Consider the following 15,668-nt stretch of genomic DNA (forward strand, 5'->3'; position numbering starts at 1 on the left):
AGTTACCAATCCAGCCGATCAACTCTCGTAACTTTCCCTGGCCGCGTCCCGTCGTATTCATGTGGCCGATATGGAACGCCATCCCCAACCTCCCGAAATGGAGCACCCGACATGACAATTCTCATCACCGGCGCAACGGGCAATGTGGGGCGCCCGCTCGTCCATCTACTCACCAACGCCGGCGCCAACGTGCGCGCGGTCACCCGGCAGCCCATCCATGCAGGCCTGCCACCGCGTGTGGAAACCGTCGAATCTGCCCGAGCGGGCCTGCGCGGTGCCACGGCCGTCTTCCTGAATTCACGGGCGTTGGGCGACGATCTCGCCGACTTCGCGAAACAGGCTGTACACGAGGGTGTTACGCGTCTCGTCGCGCTCTCGGCGATCAACTGCGAGGACGACTTCTCCCGGCAACCTTCCCGATTCCGCGGAGATCGCAACAAGGAGGTCGAACAGTACGCAGTCGAGTCCGGAGTGGAGTGGGTAAGCCTGCGCCCTACCGTCTTCGCCTCCAATTTCCTCGGGATGTGGTCGACCCAGCTCACCATCGGCGATGTCGTCCGTGGACCGTATGCATTCGCCTCGGCCGCGCCGATCGCCGATCGGGACATCTCCGAGGTCGCGGCACACGCACTGTTGACGGACGACCTCGTCGGTCAACGCGTGCCGTTGACCGGTCCGCAGGCATTCACCAACGCCGGCCTCCTCGCGGTGCTCGGGAAGGTTTTGCACCGACCGCTTGAGTACCTGCAGGTACCCGACGATTTCGTGCGTCAGCGCTTCACCGGCCTGGGATTTCCTGACGGATTCGCCGACGCGTACCTGGCGATGCAGGCCGCCACGCTCACGGCGCCCGCGGTCGTCACCCACGAAGTCGACCGGATCCTCGGGCGTCCCGCAGAGACATTCGCATCCTGGGCCAACCGATTCCGCGCCGAATTCGCACGCACCGAGTTCGCCTCACAGCAGGGATGATCGCCATGACCAACATGTCTGATGGACGTCCGGTAAGCGGATCCTCCCAGCGCCCTCCGCAATGGCTCAAACCGATGAACAAGATGGTCCGGGCCCTCCATCGTCTCGGCATCCCCACCGGCCCGGCGATGGTGCTCACCGTTCCCGGCCGCAAGACGGGGCAACCCCGTCCCACGCCGATCACGCCGTTCGACATGGACGGTCAGCTCTACGCCGTCGGTGGCTATCCGGGCTCTGATTGGCCACGCAATGCCGCTGCGGCAGGTTCTGGGACGCTCAGCCGACGCAACCGTGTCCAACACGTCAGGATCGTCGCCGTGCCACCCGAGACGGCGCGACGCGCGCTGCGGGAGTTTGCGATGAAAGTGCCGGTCGGTGTGCGGTTCGCGAAAAGCGCCGGACTGGTTCGTCACGGGACCCCGGACGAGTTTGAGGCCCTGGCCGGAACGCTGGCGGTGTTCCGGTTCGATCCGGATTAGATCCCCAAAGTCGCTGTCGCTCCCGCCCGCCGGACCTAGCCTCCGGTGATGGTGGACCGCAGCTGCTGCATGGCCGAGCCGGACACACTACGACGGGCCGTCGGCTCCGAGTCGTCCTGCGGAGGCAGCTCCTGCTGGGCGGCCTCGGCCTCAGCCATCGCTTGCGCCTGGGCCGCCTGCAGCTGCTCCAGCATCGGTTCAGGCAATTCCACCGGCAGCGGAGTGCGCACCGGGTACGGACTGTCGTCGCGCCGAACGACGGTGTCGGCCACCGTGTCGCGCGCCTCCTCGGCCAGGGCATCAAACGTCTCGGCGGGGCCTTGCAACACGCAGCGGATCATCCAGCGATAGCCGTCCACACCGATGAAGCGCACGGAGCCGCCTTCGGCGACGCCGACAACCTCCCGGCCCCACGGACCGTCGGCGATGGACACCTCGGCCGATTCCTTGCGCAGCGACTCGGCCAGTTCGCCGGCGATCTCGCGCCACAAACCGGCGGACTTCGGGGCGGCGTACGCGGCCACCGAATAACGTCCGTTGGGAGTCAGCACGAAGACAGCGCCGGGTGTACCGGCGGCGGTCAACTCGACCTGAATCTGCCCCGCTTCGGGCACCGGGATCAGCACCGACCCTAGGTTCAGTCGTCCCGTTGCGGCGTCCTCGGGACTGTCAAAGTCTTCGATTTCGTATGGGCCGTCAAACGCTTCGGCCGACCCCGCGTCCGAAGCGGAAGCGTCGGCGTCGTCCAGATCGTTGAGACCGCCACTGCGGTGCAATGCCATCACAAACTCGCATGTCCGCCGCTGGAACCGTGCCCGCCCGTACCCCGGGTAGTCACGGCCAGACCGGCCTCGTCAAAAGAATCCACTTCAACCAACTCAGGCAACTCGACCCGCTGCACCAACAACTGAGCGATCCGGTCGCCACGGGCAATGACGATCGGGGCCTCAGGGTCCAGGTTAATCAGGCTGAGCTTCACTTCGCCACGATATCCGGCATCGATCGTGCCGGGGCTGTTGACGATTGAAAGACCCACGCGCGCAGCTAAACCCGAACGCGGGTGCACCAATCCAACCATTCCCGACGGGATCGCCACGGCGATTCCGGTACCCACCAGCGCCCGACGGCCGGGTTCGAGCACGACGTCCTCGGCGCTGTAGAGATCGACTCCCGCGTCGTCGGCATGCGCGCGGGAAGGCAAGGGCAGTTCGCGATCGAGGCGAACGACCGCCAGCGTCGAAGTCGAAGTCGTAGGTGTGGGCACGATCGCCCAGACTACCCTTGGCCGCGTGACGGACTCCCCCAGCGACGCTTCCGATATCCGCTACGCCGAGCGGCTGTGGGTTCCGTGGTGGTGGGCGCTGCCCGGCTTCGGCGCGGCAACGCTGCTCGGGCTGGAGATCAATCAGGGCATGCGGCAACTGCCCATGTGGGTGCCGTATCCGATCCTGTTCGCGATTGTCGCGGGGGTCTTGTTGTGGTTCAGCAGGATCCGCGTGGAAGTGACGACCGGACCGGACGGCGTCGCCGAGCTACGGGCGGGTTCGGCGCATCTGCCGGTCAGCGTGATCACCAAGTCCGCGGCAATCCCCGCTAGCGCGAAAAGCGCAGCGTTGGGCCGCCAGCTCGACCCGGCAGCCTTCGTCGTGCATCGGGCGTGGATCGGCCCGATGGTCCTGGTGGTACTCGACGACCCGGATGATCCGACACCGTACTGGCTGGTGAGCAGCCGTCACCCAGATCGGGTGGTGGCTGCCCTGCGGAGCTAGTCGCGAGCTAGTCGCGTCCTAGCTCCGCAGCCGTCAGGCCGCGCAGTCGGTGCAGATCAACTGGCCGTTCTTCTCACTGGCCAGTCGGCTGCGGTGATGCACCAGGAAGCAGCTCGAACACGTGAACTCATCGGCCTGCTTCGGGATAACCCGAACCGATAGTTCTTCGCCGGACAGGTCGGCGCCCGGTAGCTCGAACGATTCGGCGGTTTCCGCCTCATCGACATCGACCACCGCCGACTGTGCTTCGTTTCGACGAGCCTTGAGCTCCTCTAGCGAGTCCTCTGACACATCGTCGGCGTCGGTTCGCCTCGGAGCGTCGTAGTCGGTAGCCATGGGTTCATCCCCTTATCAACATCTCGTAATCACGCTTGCATATAGGCGCAGCAAGGCTTTGTACCAGGCTGAAACGGACATCACAAACTATTAGTGCCCGTATCGGACGTGTTCCTTGTGTGATTTACATCACACGGTAGTGGACGGCCAGTCTATTTCGCTGTCTGTCGCACGGAAGTCCGCTGGCCTAGAGTGCCATCCGTGGTCGCAGACATCACCGAGGGCTCCTCCGTAGACAGCTATGGGCGTCCGTTCCGCCGCCGGAACTATTTGCCAGCTCTGATCGCCGGTTTAGTGCTTCTTACCGTCACCGTGTTCGTCTGGGCCTCCGCGCTCACCCGGGAAGCGCCGGTCAAGGAGGCGACGGCATGTAACCCACCCGCCCAGCAGACCGAGCCGGGAGCCGCCGGCATCGGCAGGCCGGTAACCCGCTCGTCACTGGCGAGCACCAGCCCCGCGACTCTCAACGACGTGAAGGTGCGCGTCCTCAACGCCAACGGCCAGGCCGGTCAGGCCGGAGATGTGTCCACCTCGCTGCGCGACCTGGGATTCCCCTCGCCGACCGCCGATAACGACCCCTCCTACCCCAGCGGATCCCGGCTGAACTGCGTCGGCCAGATCCGGTTCGGGGAATCCGGGTACGCCAATGCCGTGACGCTTTCGCTGGTGGCGCCGTGTGTCGAGTTCGTCGAGGACAAGCGATCCGACGATTCCGTGGACCTGGCGCTCGGCAGCGAGTTCACCGAGCTCGCCTCGGGTAATGCCGTCACCTCGGCGCTGAGCAGTCTCAAACCCGGTAACCAGGCCAATTCCGATCTCATCTCCCGGGCGCGGCAGAGCACCTGCTAGCCGGGAATTGGCGAGCAGGCATCAACGTCGGCGAGAAGCTGCGCGAACTCCTGCCCAATTCCGGGAGCCATCGCCGCGGTCAGCACACCGTCCGCGCTGGGCGCGTCGGCGTCCGGCAGCACCAGCACCGCGCCGGCCTCGCTCGCGATGAGCGCTCCGGCGGCCCAGTCCCAGGGCCCCAGCCCATGCTCGTACTGGGCATCGACCCGCCCCTCGGCCACCGCGCACAAATCCAGCGCCGCCGAGCCGATCCGACGCACGTCTCGCACCCGGGGCAACAGCCGCGCCAACAACTGCGCCTGACGTTCCCGCCGCGCCGCCGAGTACGCGAAACCCGTGGCCACCAACGCGAGCCGTGTTTCGCGGACCTGAGTGCACGCCAGCGGTCGCTCCAGGCCATTGGCCTCGCGGACGGTCGCGCCGCTGCCGGAGGCCGCTGAGAAGACACGCTGCGCGGCGACATCGGCCACTGCGGCCGCCACCGACACCCCGTCGACCTGCGCCGCCACCGAGACCGCGTACGCCGGAATGCCGTAGACGAAGTTGACCGTCCCGTCGATCGGATCGAGGACCCAGCGGACTTGGGATGAGCCGCTTGCGCGAAGACCGTGAACGGATGAGCCGCCGCTTTGCCCGTCCTCCTCGCCCAGGACCGCGTCATCGGGTCGCAAGGACGCGATCCGGCGCCGCAACAGCCGTTCACATTCGGTGTCGACGAGCGTCACCGGATCGGTGTCGGTGCTCTTGGTGCGCACGGAGGCCGTCCAATCGACGGTGTTTCGGCGATGCCGCACGAATTCAGCGGCCTCGAAAGCCAGCCGCACCGCCACCGACCGCAGCACTCCCGGATCGATACCCACGCGTCTATCGCAGCACAACCACGACGGTCCCGCGCATCCTTCCGCGGGGCATTAGGGTGTCACTCGCATTCAGCGTGTTCGCCAGCCATCTAGACCCAGGACCCAGGAGCGTCGATGACCGCCACCGAATCCGGAACGTCCGCACCTGCAACGGGAGCGGGTAACGCAGAACAGCGCGCGTTCGGCATCGACGTCGGCGGCAGCGGCATCAAGGGCGCGATCGTGGACCTGACGACCGGCGAGCTAGTCGGCGAACGGGTCAAATACCCGACTCCGCAGCCCGCCACGCCGAAGTCCGTCGCCGAGACCATCGCCACAGTCGTGCGCGATTTCTCGTGGACGGGACCCGTCGGCGTGACATATCCGGGCGTCATCGTGCACGGCGAGGCACGCACCGCCGCAAACGTCGACAAATCATGGTTGGGCGTCAACGTCCACGACATCATCAGCGCGGAATTGGACGGCCAAACCGTCACCGTACTCAACGACGCCGACGCCGCCGGGCTGGCCGAAGACCGGTACGGCGCGGGCAAGGACCAGTCGGGCGTGGTCGTCCTACTGACGTTCGGAACCGGCATCGGATCTGCCGTCCTACATGACGGAATCTTGCTGCCCAACACCGAATTCGGGCACATCGAGGTTGGCGGCATGGAGGCCGAGCACCGCGCGGCGTCGTCGGTGAAGGAAAAGAACGACTGGAGCTACAAGCAGTGGGCACCCGAGGTCACCAAGGTCTTGGAGGCGGTCGAGAACGCGCTGTCGCCCGACCTGTTCATCGTGGGCGGCGGCATCAGCCGCAAGGCAGAAAAATGGGTGCCGCTATTGACCAACCGCACACCCGTGGTGGCCGCTGCGCTGCAGAACACCGCGGGGATCGTCGGTGCCGCAATGGCCGCACACGCTGGCGTCTCGCCTTAGCTTTTTCACAGGTACCCCACTCTTATCGTTACAATGGCATTCAGCAGCCGCACACAGGAGCCCCCGAGCTAGCGGCGAACACCAAAAGACAGCCAAGATTCTCGATTTTGCATGCCCATGCGCGTCGACGAAGTAGTCAGGAAGGGCGTACGTGGTAGCCACGAAAGCATCTCCGGTAAAACAGGCCACCGCCGCAGCACCGTCGAACACCACCACCCCCAACGCGGCGCCCGCGAAGGCACCGGCCAAGAAGGCACCGGCAAAGGCAGCCGCCGCCAAGGCAGCGCCCGCAAAAAAGGCCACCGCCACTAAGGCAGCGCCCGCCAAGAAGGCACCCGCCAAGAAGGCGGCCCCCGCTAAAAAGGCCCCCGCCAAGAAGGCCGCAGCCAAGGCAGTCGATCCCGAACTGGAACCGCAGGGCAGCGCCGAGGACGCGGAGGTCGAACCCGGCGAAGACCTCGCTGACGACGCCGAGATCGAGGCCGATCTCGCCGATGTTGCCGCCGAGCCCGAAGCGGAAGCCGAGAGCGAAGAGCCGTCCGATAAGGACAAGGCATCAGGGGATTTCGTCTGGGACGAAGAGGAGTCCGAGGCGCTGCGCCAGGCCCGTAAGGATGCCGAGCTCACCGCCTCCGCCGACTCGGTGCGTGCGTATCTCAAACAGATCGGCAAGGTCGCCCTCCTCAACGCCGAAGAGGAAGTTGAGCTGGCCAAGCGGATCGAGGCCGGTCTGTACGCGACCCAGATCGTGACCGAGCTGACCGAGAAGGGCGAGAAGCTTCCCGCCGCCCAGCGTCGCGACATGTCGTGGATCTGCCGTGACGGAGACCGCGCCAAGAACCACCTGCTGGAGGCGAACCTGCGTCTGGTGGTGTCGCTGGCCAAGCGCTACACCGGCCGCGGCATGGCATTCCTGGACCTCATTCAGGAAGGCAACCTCGGTCTGATCCGCGCGGTTGAGAAGTTCGACTACACCAAGGGCTACAAGTTCTCGACCTACGCCACCTGGTGGATCCGTCAGGCCATCACCCGCGCGATGGCCGACCAGGCCCGCACCATCCGTATCCCGGTGCACATGGTCGAGGTCATCAACAAGCTCGGGCGCATCCAGCGCGAGCTGCTTCAGGACCTGGGCCGCGAACCCACGCCCGAAGAGCTGGCCAAGGAAATGGACATCACGCCGGAGAAGGTGCTGGAGATCCAGCAGTACGCGCGTGAACCCATCTCGCTGGATCAGACCATCGGTGACGAAGGCGATTCGCAGCTCGGCGATTTCATCGAAGACTCCGAAGCTGTAGTGGCCGTTGACGCCGTCTCCTTCACGCTGTTACAAGATCAGCTGCAGTCGGTGCTGGAGACGCTCTCCGAGCGCGAAGCCGGCGTGGTGCGGCTGCGGTTCGGCCTTACCGACGGCCAGCCGCGCACGCTCGACGAGATCGGCCAGGTGTACGGGGTGACCCGTGAGCGCATCCGGCAGATCGAATCCAAGACCATGAGCAAGCTGCGGCACCCCAGCCGTTCGCAGGTGCTGCGCGACTACCTGGACTAGTTTTTCCCTTTTCGCGCCGAGCGTGAAGCCATTGCGGGATTCCCCACCGATTTTCCGCAGTGGCTTCACGCTCGGCGTATTAGGGCGAGTGCATCCCGGTATCCGGAATGGAGTAGCCCGCTACGCATGTTGAGCGGTTGTCCGCTGCCACAGCATGGTTCCACCCCGGTGACAGTCATCGGGCTGGAACCGAAGGACACACCATGACCGCAACACTCGACACGGAAGTGACCGCGCCGCCGCCCCTGGACGGTGAGGTCGCCGATCGGCGCAGCAAGTTCCGCAAGCTGACCGCCGAGACCACCAAGGACCCGTACGCCGAGCGGGCCTTCCTCGCATCGAAACTGGCCGTGCTGCAATCACATCCGAAGCTCTCGACGGCCATCCGCCGCGAGGGCGAGGAGACACTAGCCGAGGCCGCGGGAGTGGCGGACATCGCCGAACTCGCCGCCGCGATAACCCCTCCACCTGGCGGTGTCGGCTACGGCATGTTCTATACGAACAGCTTTCGCACTCGCTTCGCGCGCGGTACCTCGTTCTACTACGAGATCGTCTGCCCGCATCAGCCGGGCGGGAACGTGGCCGACTACCTGTACCTGACCGCCACCAACCGAGCCCAGAAGGGTGTCGAGGCGTTTGTGTCGTACCACGCGCAGGACATCGCCCGATTCAAGGTGTTCGACTGGGCGCGCTCGGATCACTGGCAGACCGACATCCCGTTCGCGAATCTGACGTCGTATCTGCGTAGCACCTCGTCCCACGGCTGGGGCCTGCAGACGCTGCTGGTGTGGAATCAGTCGTTCGAAATCGCACCGAATCGGTGGCGCAACGAGGTACTGCTGCACAACCGCGCCGCCAACCGTTGGGATCTCGTGTACCGCTTCGACTACCAATCCACCACCGCAGAACAGACTTCGGGCTGGGTAGGCAGCTGGGGACCAATCGTCGAGACATTCCAGAACAGCTACACGAACACCCGCTGGCTCGGATTCCTCAACACGATGCTGGTCAGCCGCGATGCCGCGGGCAACTGGGGCCAATGGGCGCTGCTGCGTGCGGCCGACTCGACCATACGCAATGATGGACATGGGTTCTCGCCACTGTTCCTGGACCCGAACTACTCGTTCGTGGTCAAGAGTTGACCGAACAGGAGCAGCGTTCATGAGCAATGACGGATCGCCTCCCCCTCCCGGTACCGGCCCGATCGCCGACCGGCGGCAGGAGTTCGAAGAACTCAGCCGCCGGCACCGGGAGGGTGCGGATGACCGCGCATTCATCGAGCACAAGATCGAGATCGTCACGAGCGATCCAGATCTCACTGCCGAGGAGAAGGCCGCCGCGATCGCGGAACTGAGGCGCGCGCTGGAATGACGGTCACGACACCCCACGGCGCGGACCCACCGGCGACAACAACCTGTCGGTGGGTCCGGCCATACTGGGCAGCGTGAGCACCGTCGGCCACTGCTTCTTCGACACTGCGATCGGCACCTGCGCCATCGCGTGGAGCTCTGAGGGCATCGTCGCCTTGCAGCTCCCCGAGCACGACGATGCGGCCACTCTTGCCCGGATCCGGCGCCCCGCCGGAAGCGAACTCCCGCCGCCTCCCTTCGTGGCCGAGACGATCGACGGTATTCGGCGTGTGCTTGCGGGTGAGGATGACGATCTGCAGTGGGTTCGCCTGGATCTGGATGACATCACCGATTTCGATCGAGACGTGTACGCGGTAACCAGGGCCATCGGCCCCGGCAGGACCCGCAGCTACGGCGACGTGGCGTCAACAGTCGGCGCACCTGGTGCGGCCCAGGCCGTCGGACAGTCGTTGGGGCGCAATCCGATTCCCTTGCTCGTCCCCTGCCACCGGGTGCTGGCCGCCGACCACAGCCTGCACGGCTTCTCCGCGTACGGAGGCGTCGTGACCAAGCGGGAACTGCTCAGGCTCGAGCATGCCCCCGGATTCGACGACCCCACGCTGTTCTGACGCGAAAGCCACACCGCGGGTCTACGCTCTAGCCCAGCTGTACCAACGTCGTCGGCGTAAATATCGGGAGAACCCATGACCGGTTTGTACGTAGCTGCCCTTCTCATCGGAATCGTCGCGGGCCTACGCGCCGTGACTCCCCTAGCCGTCTTGAGCTGGGCCGCATTCTTCAAATGCCTTGCCGTGGAAGGTACCTGGGCATCGTTCCTGGCCAGTCTGATCGTTGCCATCGTCGCCACGGTGCTGGCGGTCGGCGAGATTGTGAACGACAAGCTGCCCAGGACGCCAAGCCGTAAGGCGCCGCCGGCCTTCGCGGCGAGAGTTGTGCTCGGCGGGTTCTACGGGGCCGTTTTCGGCACCCTGGCGGGCGGCAGCTCCCCCGCGCTCGCCATCGGGCTGCTGCTTGGTGCCGTCGGCGCGGTGATCGGGACGCTCGGCGGGGCATGGGCCCGCGGCAAGCTGGCCGACGCCTTCGGCAAGGATCTGCCCGCGGCGCTGACAGAGGATGCGATAACTGTCGCCACGGCGCTCGCCATCACCTTCGCTCTCGCGGCATGACCACCCACTTCGATGCCGTCGTCGTCGGCGCCGGGCAGGCCGGTCCGTCGCTGGCCGCCCGCCTACGCGACTCCGGGATGACAGTGGCGATCGTCGAGCGACACCTGTTCGGCGGGACGTGCGTCAACACCGGCTGCCGCCCCACCAAGGCGCTGGTCGCCAGCGCATACGCCGCGCACATGGCCCGCGATGCCGCACGCTGGGGCGTTGTCGTCGACGGTTCGGTGCGGATGGACATGAATCGTGTAAGGGAGCGCAAGGATTCGGTGATCCTGCCGTCGCGTAACGGTGGCGAGAAGTGGCTCAAGGATCTCGGCTGCGCGATCTACCACGAACACGCCAGCTTCGTCTCTCCGACCGAGCTCGCCGTGGGCGACGAGACCATCTCGGCTGAAAGGATTTTCCTCAATGTCGGTGGGCGGGCAGTGGTCCCGGATTGGCCGGGCGTCGACGACGTTCCGGTCCTGACCAACAGCTCGCTCATCGAATACGACGGGATCCCGGAGCATCTCGTCGTCATCGGCGGCAGCTATGTGGGGTTGGAATTCGCGCAGATCTACCGCCGGTTCGGCAGCGAGGTCACCGTGGTGCACCGGGGACCGCGGCTCGTGGAACGTGAGGATCCTGACGCGTCGGCGGTCATCCAGGAGGTTCTGGAACGTGAGGGAATCTCCTTCCGCCTCAACGCCTCATGCATCAGCCTGTCTCGTCGGGGCGACGGAGTGGCCGTCGGTGTTGACTGCACCCGGGGTGCGCCCGAAGTGGCGGGATCCCATGTACTCGTCGCGGTGGGGCGCCGCCCCAACAGCGACGACCTCGGCCTGGACCACGCGGGAGTGGTCACCGATGACCGCGGATACATCACGGTCGACGATCAGCTACGCACCAATGTGCCGGGCATCTGGGCGCTGGGCGACTGCAACGGCCGCGGCGCATTCACCCACACTTCATACAACGACTTCGAGATCGTCGCTGCGAACCTGCTCGATGACGATCCGCGACGGGTGAGCGATCGGCTGCCCTGCTATGCCCTGTACACGGACCCGCCGCTGGGCCGCGTCGGGATGACGGAGACGCAGGCGCGCACCTCCGGTCGCGCCGTGCTCGTTGGACGCAAGCCTATGAGTCAGGTGGGCCGCGCTCTCGAAAAGGGCGAAACCGACGGTTACATGCAAGTTTTGGTGGATGCCGACACCGACCTCATTTTGGGCGCGACGATCCTGGGGGTCGGCGGCGACGAGGTGGTGCACTGCCTGCTCGACACCATGCAGTATGGCGTCCCGGCGCGACAACTACAGCGCACTGTACATATCCATCCCACCGTTGCCGAATTTCTGCCGACAGTCTTAGGTGATCTCCAGCCGCTGGCTTGATCTCAAGGACGCTTGAGGCCCTAATGTCGGGGCATGAAGATTCACGATGTGCAGATCACCGCCACCGACGTGCCCGCCGCTGCCCGCTTCTACGCCGAAACCCTAGAACTGCCAGTACAATTCGACGGCGACCAGGCCAGGGTCCGCATTGGGGAAAGCACGCTGACGATGATTCCCGGTCCTACGTATCACGGTGCTCATCACATCGCCTTCACCATTCCCGCGGGAAGCTTGGCCGCGGCCAAGGAGTGGCTATCGACGCGGGTGACTCTGCAGACCGACGGTCAATGGCATGACGAGTTCGGTTGTGCACCCAACTGGCAGGCGCGCAGCATCTACTTCACCGGGCCCGACGACGCGGTGCTGGAGCTCATCGAGCGCAACATCCTGGACAACCGTATCGACCACCCGTTCGGCGTCGGCGATATCCGCTGCCTCAGCGAGGTCGGCTTCGGAGTATCCGATGTGCTGGAGACCCAGGCGCTCATCCACGACACACTGGGCCTGCTCCCCTTCGGTACGCCCGGCGCGGGCTTTGGCCCGGTAGGCGACCATGACGGCCTGTTCATTCTGGTGCCGTCTGATGTCACCTGGCGTCCCGAACACCGAGTGCCCCCACCTGCGGCACCCACCGTCGTCACGGCGGATGTCCCCGCCGTGCTGGAGATCGGCGAGTATTACCGCATTCAACCCGCCGCGTGAGGCGTACGTTGTCCAGCATGACTGATGGCTGCTGCCCGGAATGCGGTGCCACCCTTCCGGATTCCGGGCGTTGCTGGGACCGCGTGCATCAGCTACTGGAGGTCGAAGCCCAGGCGCTCCAGGACAGCACGGACGGCAGGCGCGCGCATTTCTACGCGATCGCGACCTACCAGCTGCAGCATCCCTCACGGTTGACCGCGCCGGCCGTCGCGGAGTTGCGCGTTCAGCTCGCCCGCATGCTCACCGCCGAGGTCCCCATTGCCGAGTTACGTGAAGACGTTCGGCGCAACGTTCGCGGCCTCAAGGTCACCAATCCTGCGCCCACGGACATCAGTCACGTCGATTCGCGCTGGCCGCGCAGATGGATGATCACGGCCGCCGATGTGGTGGCGCGCCCGCCTACCGAATATATGGTCGCGGTGCGTGATTGGGCCGATGCCACCCGCGAGACGCTCAACGCTGCGCTAGGAGCGTGAATCCCGCCAGGCCAGTGGCGCGTCCAGGACCGACAGGTCATAGTCGGGGTCAGGGTTGATCCCGATGGTGAACAGGGTGACTCCCGCGTCCGCGTAGGCATCAGCCTCGGCTGTCGTGAGGCCCTTCTTCGGATCGAGACCCCAACTGGTCGAGCGTTCGATCTCGCTGTGGTCTCTGCCAATTCGGTCCGCGGCGGCGATCAGAAGGTTGTTCTTTCGCCGGTAGGTGTCGATATCGGCGAAGGCATGCCAGATGTGCGCGTAGCGCGCCACCAGCGGGATGGTGCGCTTCTCCCCTGCCCCGCCGATGAGGATCGGAATCTGCCGCACCGGCGGTGGCACCAATTGACCCAACCGCTTCTCGACGCGCTCCAGGCTCTGCTCGAACAGGTCGAATCGCGACCCGACCGTACCGAAGTCGTATCCGTAGGTGGCGTAGTCCCTTTCGTACCAACCGGCTCCAACGCCGAGAATCAGTCGCCCATCGCTGATGTGGTCGACAGTGCGTGCCATATCGGCAAGCAGGTCGGGGTTGCGATATCCGACCCCGGTGACCAGGAGCCCAATCTCCACACGCGACGTGATCTCGGCCCACGATCCCAGGGCAGTCCACCCCTCGAAGTTGTTGACATCGGGTTGCACCGGATCGAGCACCACGCCGTCGTTGCTCAAGCTGCCTGCCGGCCAATGGAAATGGTCGTAGCCGAAGACAACGTCCACCCCCTTGTCCTCCGCCCGAAGGACAGCGTCCCGCCATTGCCGGTAGCTCTGGGTCTGGGCCGGACGAAGCTGAATGCCAATGCGGATGGGTCGGGTCACATCGCAGTCCAATTAATTGATTGCCGCCGGTATTCCCCAGTGCCTACGCTGCGGCCATGACTAGACCCACAGGCACACGCATGACGATCGGTTCGGGTGGCGAGTGGGAGGCTGCGGTCGGGTACTCGAGGGCGGTGCGGACTGGCAGCCATATCGCGGTGGCCGGAACCACTGCCGCGCGCCAGGGACTACCTCCCGTTGGTGGCGACGACCTCGCCGAACAGACCCGCGAAGCCCTTCGCCGTATCGAGTCGGCGCTCACCCAGACGGGGGCGTCGTTAGCCGACGTGGTGCGCACGCGCATCTTCGTCACCGACATCGAGCGGTGGCGTGAGGCTGGTTTGGCCCATGGCGAGTTTTTCGGTGATATTCGGCCGGCCGCCACCATGGTCGAGGTGTCGGCGCTGATTGACCCCGCGCTGCTGGTGGAGATCGAGGCCGACGCAATCGTCGGATAATTGGTCAGACCACTAGACCTCTTACCAATCGTGGTGTTACGGTGGCGGGCATGGCACTGCAGCCGATCGCCCGTCAGTCGATACCCGACGAGATATTCAGCCAGCTCGCGGGGCAGGTCTTTACCGGTGACCGCACCCCGGGCGAGACCCTGCCCAGCGAACGCGCCCTTGCCGAAGCCTTAGGGGTATCGCGCACCGCGGTCCGTGAAGCATTGGGCCGCCTGGAGCGCGCGGGGCTGATTCACATCAGGCAAGGCGGGTCGACGGTCGTCCGGGATTACCGCAGCGAGGCCGGCTTCGATGTGCTGCCGTTATTGCTTGCATATGGCGGAGATGTAGATCGCCGCACGCTGGCCAGCATCATCGAAGCGCGCGCGATCATCGGCCCTCAGGTGGCACGGTTGGCCGCACAGCGGGCAAGCCAAAACCCCGGTGTCGCCGACCGTTTGCACGCCATGACGGCCGATTTGGAATCGGAAACCGATCCGCTGCAACGAATGTGGCAGGCCCTCGCCTTCTGGGAGCTGGTCATCGACACCGCCGATTCGATTGCCTTCCGGCTGGTGTTCAACACCATGCGCGACTCATACGTGCGGGCTCTCGACGTGCTCGTGAATGTCATGGCCGCCGAGGTCAGCGATATCGGCCACTACCGGGAGCTCGCCGACGCCATCGCCGAAGAGGCTCCCGATGCCGCACAGGAGTCCGCCGCGGCAATGCTTGCCTTGGGCACCAAAGCCTTTGACACACTCCTGCACGAAATGGAGAACCAGAAATGACCCGCACCGTCCGCAAGTCGATGACCCTGCGTAACGCCCTTGTCGAGTTCGTCAAGCACCCCAGCCCCTGGATGCTGATCGCGTGGTGCGGAATCCTACTGGGAGCTCGAATCGAAGCGGGCGGCTGGACGATCGCCGATACCATCACACCCATTGCACTGGTGGCCATTTCACCCGTCGCCGAGTGGCTGATTCATGTCGCCATCCTGCATTGGCGCCCGCGTTCGGTCGGGCCGGTAAAGGTGGACTCCCGGCTTGCCCGTGACCATCGCCTCCATCACCAGGATCCGCGGGACATCCCGCTGGTGTTCATCCCGTGGCCGAGCCTGGTCGTGGTGATTGCCGGGTTGACCGCGATCGCACTATTCGCCTTCCCGCGCACCGGGCTTGGGCTCACCTTCGCGCTTACCGTGGGGCTGTTCCTGGTGTTCTACGAATGGACGCACTACCTCATCCACACCGACTACAAACCGCGTCACGCCATCTATCGCGCAGTATGGCGAAACCACCGGTATCACCACTTCAAGAATGAGAACTATTGGTTCACCGTCACCAGCTCGGGAACGGCCGACCGCCTATTGGGAACCTATCCGGATCCTCAGCAGGTGCAGTCGTCACCAACAGTACGAAATCTGCACGCGCCCAGCATAACTGGCTAGCTTCCGCCGCCGCAGCTCCCGCCGCCACAACTACTACCCCCACCGCAACCGCTCGATCCGCTGCCGCAACCACTTGAGCCGCTTCCGGAGTCGTTGCTGCTACCCCCACAGCTGCTACCGGAGTATCCGGTGTA

21 protein-coding genes are annotated in these 15,668 nt (G+C 65.0%); 16 read left to right on the forward strand and 5 right to left on the reverse strand.

Annotation, left to right across the window (positions count from 1 at the left end):
- Positions 1 to 111 precede the first annotated feature (111 nt).
- Positions 112 to 972 (forward strand): NAD(P)H-binding protein, encoded by an 861-nt coding sequence (locus tag FZI91_RS19290; RefSeq protein WP_155940672.1) that lies wholly within the window; start codon positions 112 to 114, stop codon positions 970 to 972.
- 74 nt (positions 973 to 1,046) lie between these two features.
- On the forward strand, positions 1,047 to 1,451 hold the full coding sequence (locus tag FZI91_RS19295; protein WP_155940853.1) for a nitroreductase family deazaflavin-dependent oxidoreductase: 405 nt from the start codon (positions 1,047 to 1,049) through the stop codon (positions 1,449 to 1,451).
- A 35-nt stretch (positions 1,452 to 1,486) separates the two neighbouring features.
- On the opposite strand, the gene FZI91_RS19300 is transcribed toward FZI91_RS19295, so the two are convergent.
- Together FZI91_RS19300 and dut are read right to left on the reverse strand one after the other, a co-directional pair.
- Positions 1,487 to 2,233, reverse strand: a complete 747-nt coding sequence (locus FZI91_RS19300) for a DUF3710 domain-containing protein (protein WP_155940673.1) — start codon at positions 2,231 to 2,233, stop codon at positions 1,487 to 1,489.
- Positions 2,233 to 2,715, reverse strand: coding sequence for a dUTP diphosphatase (gene dut, locus FZI91_RS19305; protein ID WP_166548264.1), 483 nt, complete (start codon positions 2,713 to 2,715; stop codon positions 2,233 to 2,235). Before dut ends, FZI91_RS19300 begins: the two co-directional genes overlap by 1 nt.
- Between dut and FZI91_RS19310 the strand changes: the two genes are divergently transcribed.
- Entirely contained in the window at positions 2,708 to 3,220 is a 513-nt protein-coding gene (locus tag FZI91_RS19310) for a DUF3093 domain-containing protein (RefSeq protein WP_309224120.1), read from the forward strand. The genes dut and FZI91_RS19310 overlap by 8 nt on opposite strands.
- 33 nt (positions 3,221 to 3,253) lie before the next feature.
- On the opposite strand, the gene FZI91_RS19315 is transcribed toward FZI91_RS19310, so the two are convergent.
- Entirely contained in the window at positions 3,254 to 3,556 is a 303-nt protein-coding gene (locus FZI91_RS19315; RefSeq protein ID WP_043077966.1) for a DUF4193 domain-containing protein, read from the reverse strand.
- A 201-nt stretch (positions 3,557 to 3,757) separates the two neighbouring features.
- Here FZI91_RS19315 and cei point away from each other — a divergent pair, with 201 nt between their 5' ends.
- Entirely contained in the window at positions 3,758 to 4,405 is a 648-nt protein-coding gene (gene cei, locus FZI91_RS19320) for an envelope integrity protein Cei (protein WP_162526004.1), read from the forward strand.
- Here cei and FZI91_RS19325 read toward each other — a convergent pair.
- Complete coding sequence (locus FZI91_RS19325; RefSeq protein WP_155940856.1) at positions 4,402 to 5,244, reverse strand: inositol monophosphatase family protein; 843 nt, start codon at positions 5,242 to 5,244, stop codon at positions 4,402 to 4,404. The genes cei and FZI91_RS19325 overlap by 4 nt on opposite strands.
- A gap of 135 nt (positions 5,245 to 5,379) precedes the next feature.
- On the opposite strand from FZI91_RS19325, the gene ppgK reads away from it, so the two are divergent.
- The 9 genes from ppgK to FZI91_RS19370 all read left to right on the forward strand — a co-directional run bounded on the left by ppgK (position 5,380) and on the right by FZI91_RS19370 (position 12,819).
- Complete coding sequence (gene ppgK / locus FZI91_RS19330; protein ID WP_155940674.1) at positions 5,380 to 6,183, forward strand: polyphosphate--glucose phosphotransferase; 804 nt, start codon at positions 5,380 to 5,382, stop codon at positions 6,181 to 6,183.
- 151 nt (positions 6,184 to 6,334) lie between these two features.
- Positions 6,335 to 7,732, forward strand: a complete 1,398-nt coding sequence (locus tag FZI91_RS19335; protein ID WP_162526003.1) for an RNA polymerase sigma factor — start codon at positions 6,335 to 6,337, stop codon at positions 7,730 to 7,732.
- 203 nt (positions 7,733 to 7,935) lie between these two features.
- A complete protein-coding gene (locus FZI91_RS19340) occupies positions 7,936 to 8,874 on the forward strand; it encodes a hypothetical protein (protein WP_155940675.1) in 939 nt (312 codons plus the stop codon).
- A 19-nt stretch (positions 8,875 to 8,893) separates the two neighbouring features.
- Complete coding sequence (locus FZI91_RS19345; protein ID WP_155940676.1) at positions 8,894 to 9,103, forward strand: hypothetical protein; 210 nt, start codon at positions 8,894 to 8,896, stop codon at positions 9,101 to 9,103.
- Between the two features lie 49 nt (positions 9,104 to 9,152).
- Entirely contained in the window at positions 9,153 to 9,710 is a 558-nt protein-coding gene (locus FZI91_RS19350; RefSeq protein ID WP_162526002.1) for a methylated-DNA--[protein]-cysteine S-methyltransferase, read from the forward strand.
- 75 nt (positions 9,711 to 9,785) lie between these two features.
- Positions 9,786 to 10,268, forward strand: a complete 483-nt coding sequence (locus tag FZI91_RS19355; RefSeq protein ID WP_155940677.1) for a DUF4126 domain-containing protein — start codon at positions 9,786 to 9,788, stop codon at positions 10,266 to 10,268.
- Entirely contained in the window at positions 10,265 to 11,641 is a 1,377-nt protein-coding gene (locus FZI91_RS19360; RefSeq protein WP_155940678.1) for an FAD-containing oxidoreductase, read from the forward strand. The genes FZI91_RS19355 and FZI91_RS19360 overlap by 4 nt, the downstream gene beginning before the upstream one ends.
- A gap of 33 nt (positions 11,642 to 11,674) precedes the next feature.
- The gene (locus FZI91_RS19365) at positions 11,675 to 12,343 is read left to right on the forward strand and encodes a VOC family protein (protein WP_155940679.1); all 669 of its coding nucleotides are present in this window, start codon (positions 11,675 to 11,677) and stop codon (positions 12,341 to 12,343) included.
- 17 nt (positions 12,344 to 12,360) lie between these two features.
- A complete protein-coding gene (locus FZI91_RS19370; protein WP_155940680.1) occupies positions 12,361 to 12,819 on the forward strand; it encodes a DUF5946 family protein in 459 nt (152 codons plus the stop codon).
- Here the strand turns inward: FZI91_RS19370 and FZI91_RS19375 are convergent.
- On the reverse strand, positions 12,808 to 13,638 hold the full coding sequence (locus tag FZI91_RS19375; RefSeq protein WP_162526001.1) for an LLM class F420-dependent oxidoreductase: 831 nt from the start codon (positions 13,636 to 13,638) through the stop codon (positions 12,808 to 12,810). The genes FZI91_RS19370 and FZI91_RS19375 overlap by 12 nt on opposite strands.
- 56 nt (positions 13,639 to 13,694) lie before the next feature.
- On the opposite strand from FZI91_RS19375, the gene FZI91_RS19380 reads away from it, so the two are divergent.
- Genes FZI91_RS19380 through FZI91_RS19390 form a run of 3 tightly spaced genes read left to right on the forward strand, consistent with a single transcriptional unit; the run spans position 13,695 to position 15,534 of the window.
- Positions 13,695 to 14,096 (forward strand): RidA family protein, encoded by a 402-nt coding sequence (locus FZI91_RS19380; protein ID WP_239001743.1) that lies wholly within the window; start codon positions 13,695 to 13,697, stop codon positions 14,094 to 14,096.
- A 50-nt stretch (positions 14,097 to 14,146) separates the two neighbouring features.
- Complete coding sequence (locus tag FZI91_RS19385; protein WP_155940682.1) at positions 14,147 to 14,875, forward strand: FadR/GntR family transcriptional regulator; 729 nt, start codon at positions 14,147 to 14,149, stop codon at positions 14,873 to 14,875.
- A complete protein-coding gene (locus FZI91_RS19390; RefSeq protein WP_155940684.1) occupies positions 14,872 to 15,534 on the forward strand; it encodes a sterol desaturase family protein in 663 nt (220 codons plus the stop codon). The genes FZI91_RS19385 and FZI91_RS19390 overlap by 4 nt, the downstream gene beginning before the upstream one ends.
- Positions 15,535 to 15,668 lie beyond the last annotated feature (134 nt).

Origin of the sequence: Mycobacteroides sp. CBMA 271 (assembly GCF_009729205.1) — a bacterium.
Lineage (GTDB): Bacteria > Actinomycetota > Actinomycetes > Mycobacteriales > Mycobacteriaceae > Mycobacterium.

What these genes read in the sequence shown, in the direction of transcription:
- FZI91_RS19355 (WP_155940677.1), top strand. Translation starts at nt 9,786, where the DNA reads ATGACCGGTTTGTACGTAGCTGCCCTTCTCATCGGAATCGTCGCGGGC.
- FZI91_RS19345 (WP_155940676.1), top strand. Translation starts at nt 8,894, where the DNA reads ATGAGCAATGACGGATCGCCTCCCCCTCCCGGTACCGGCCCGATCGCC.
- FZI91_RS19390 (WP_155940684.1), top strand. Translation starts at nt 14,872, where the DNA reads ATGACCCGCACCGTCCGCAAGTCGATGACCCTGCGTAACGCCCTTGTC.
- FZI91_RS19340 (WP_155940675.1), top strand. Translation starts at nt 7,936, where the DNA reads ATGACCGCAACACTCGACACGGAAGTGACCGCGCCGCCGCCCCTGGAC.
- FZI91_RS19365 (WP_155940679.1), top strand. Translation starts at nt 11,675, where the DNA reads ATGAAGATTCACGATGTGCAGATCACCGCCACCGACGTGCCCGCCGCT.
- FZI91_RS19295 (WP_155940853.1), top strand. Translation starts at nt 1,047, where the DNA reads ATGAACAAGATGGTCCGGGCCCTCCATCGTCTCGGCATCCCCACCGGC.
- FZI91_RS19315 (WP_043077966.1), bottom strand. Translation starts at nt 3,556, where the DNA reads ATGGCTACCGACTACGACGCTCCGAGGCGAACCGACGCCGACGATGTG.
- ppgK (WP_155940674.1), top strand. Translation starts at nt 5,380, where the DNA reads ATGACCGCCACCGAATCCGGAACGTCCGCACCTGCAACGGGAGCGGGT.
- FZI91_RS19300 (WP_155940673.1), bottom strand. Translation starts at nt 2,233, where the DNA reads ATGGCATTGCACCGCAGTGGCGGTCTCAACGATCTGGACGACGCCGAC.
- FZI91_RS19385 (WP_155940682.1), top strand. Translation starts at nt 14,147, where the DNA reads ATGGCACTGCAGCCGATCGCCCGTCAGTCGATACCCGACGAGATATTC.
- FZI91_RS19290 (WP_155940672.1), top strand. Translation starts at nt 112, where the DNA reads ATGACAATTCTCATCACCGGCGCAACGGGCAATGTGGGGCGCCCGCTC.
- FZI91_RS19370 (WP_155940680.1), top strand. Translation starts at nt 12,361, where the DNA reads ATGACTGATGGCTGCTGCCCGGAATGCGGTGCCACCCTTCCGGATTCC.
- FZI91_RS19380 (WP_239001743.1), top strand. Translation starts at nt 13,695, where the DNA reads ATGACTAGACCCACAGGCACACGCATGACGATCGGTTCGGGTGGCGAG.
- FZI91_RS19360 (WP_155940678.1), top strand. Translation starts at nt 10,265, where the DNA reads ATGACCACCCACTTCGATGCCGTCGTCGTCGGCGCCGGGCAGGCCGGT.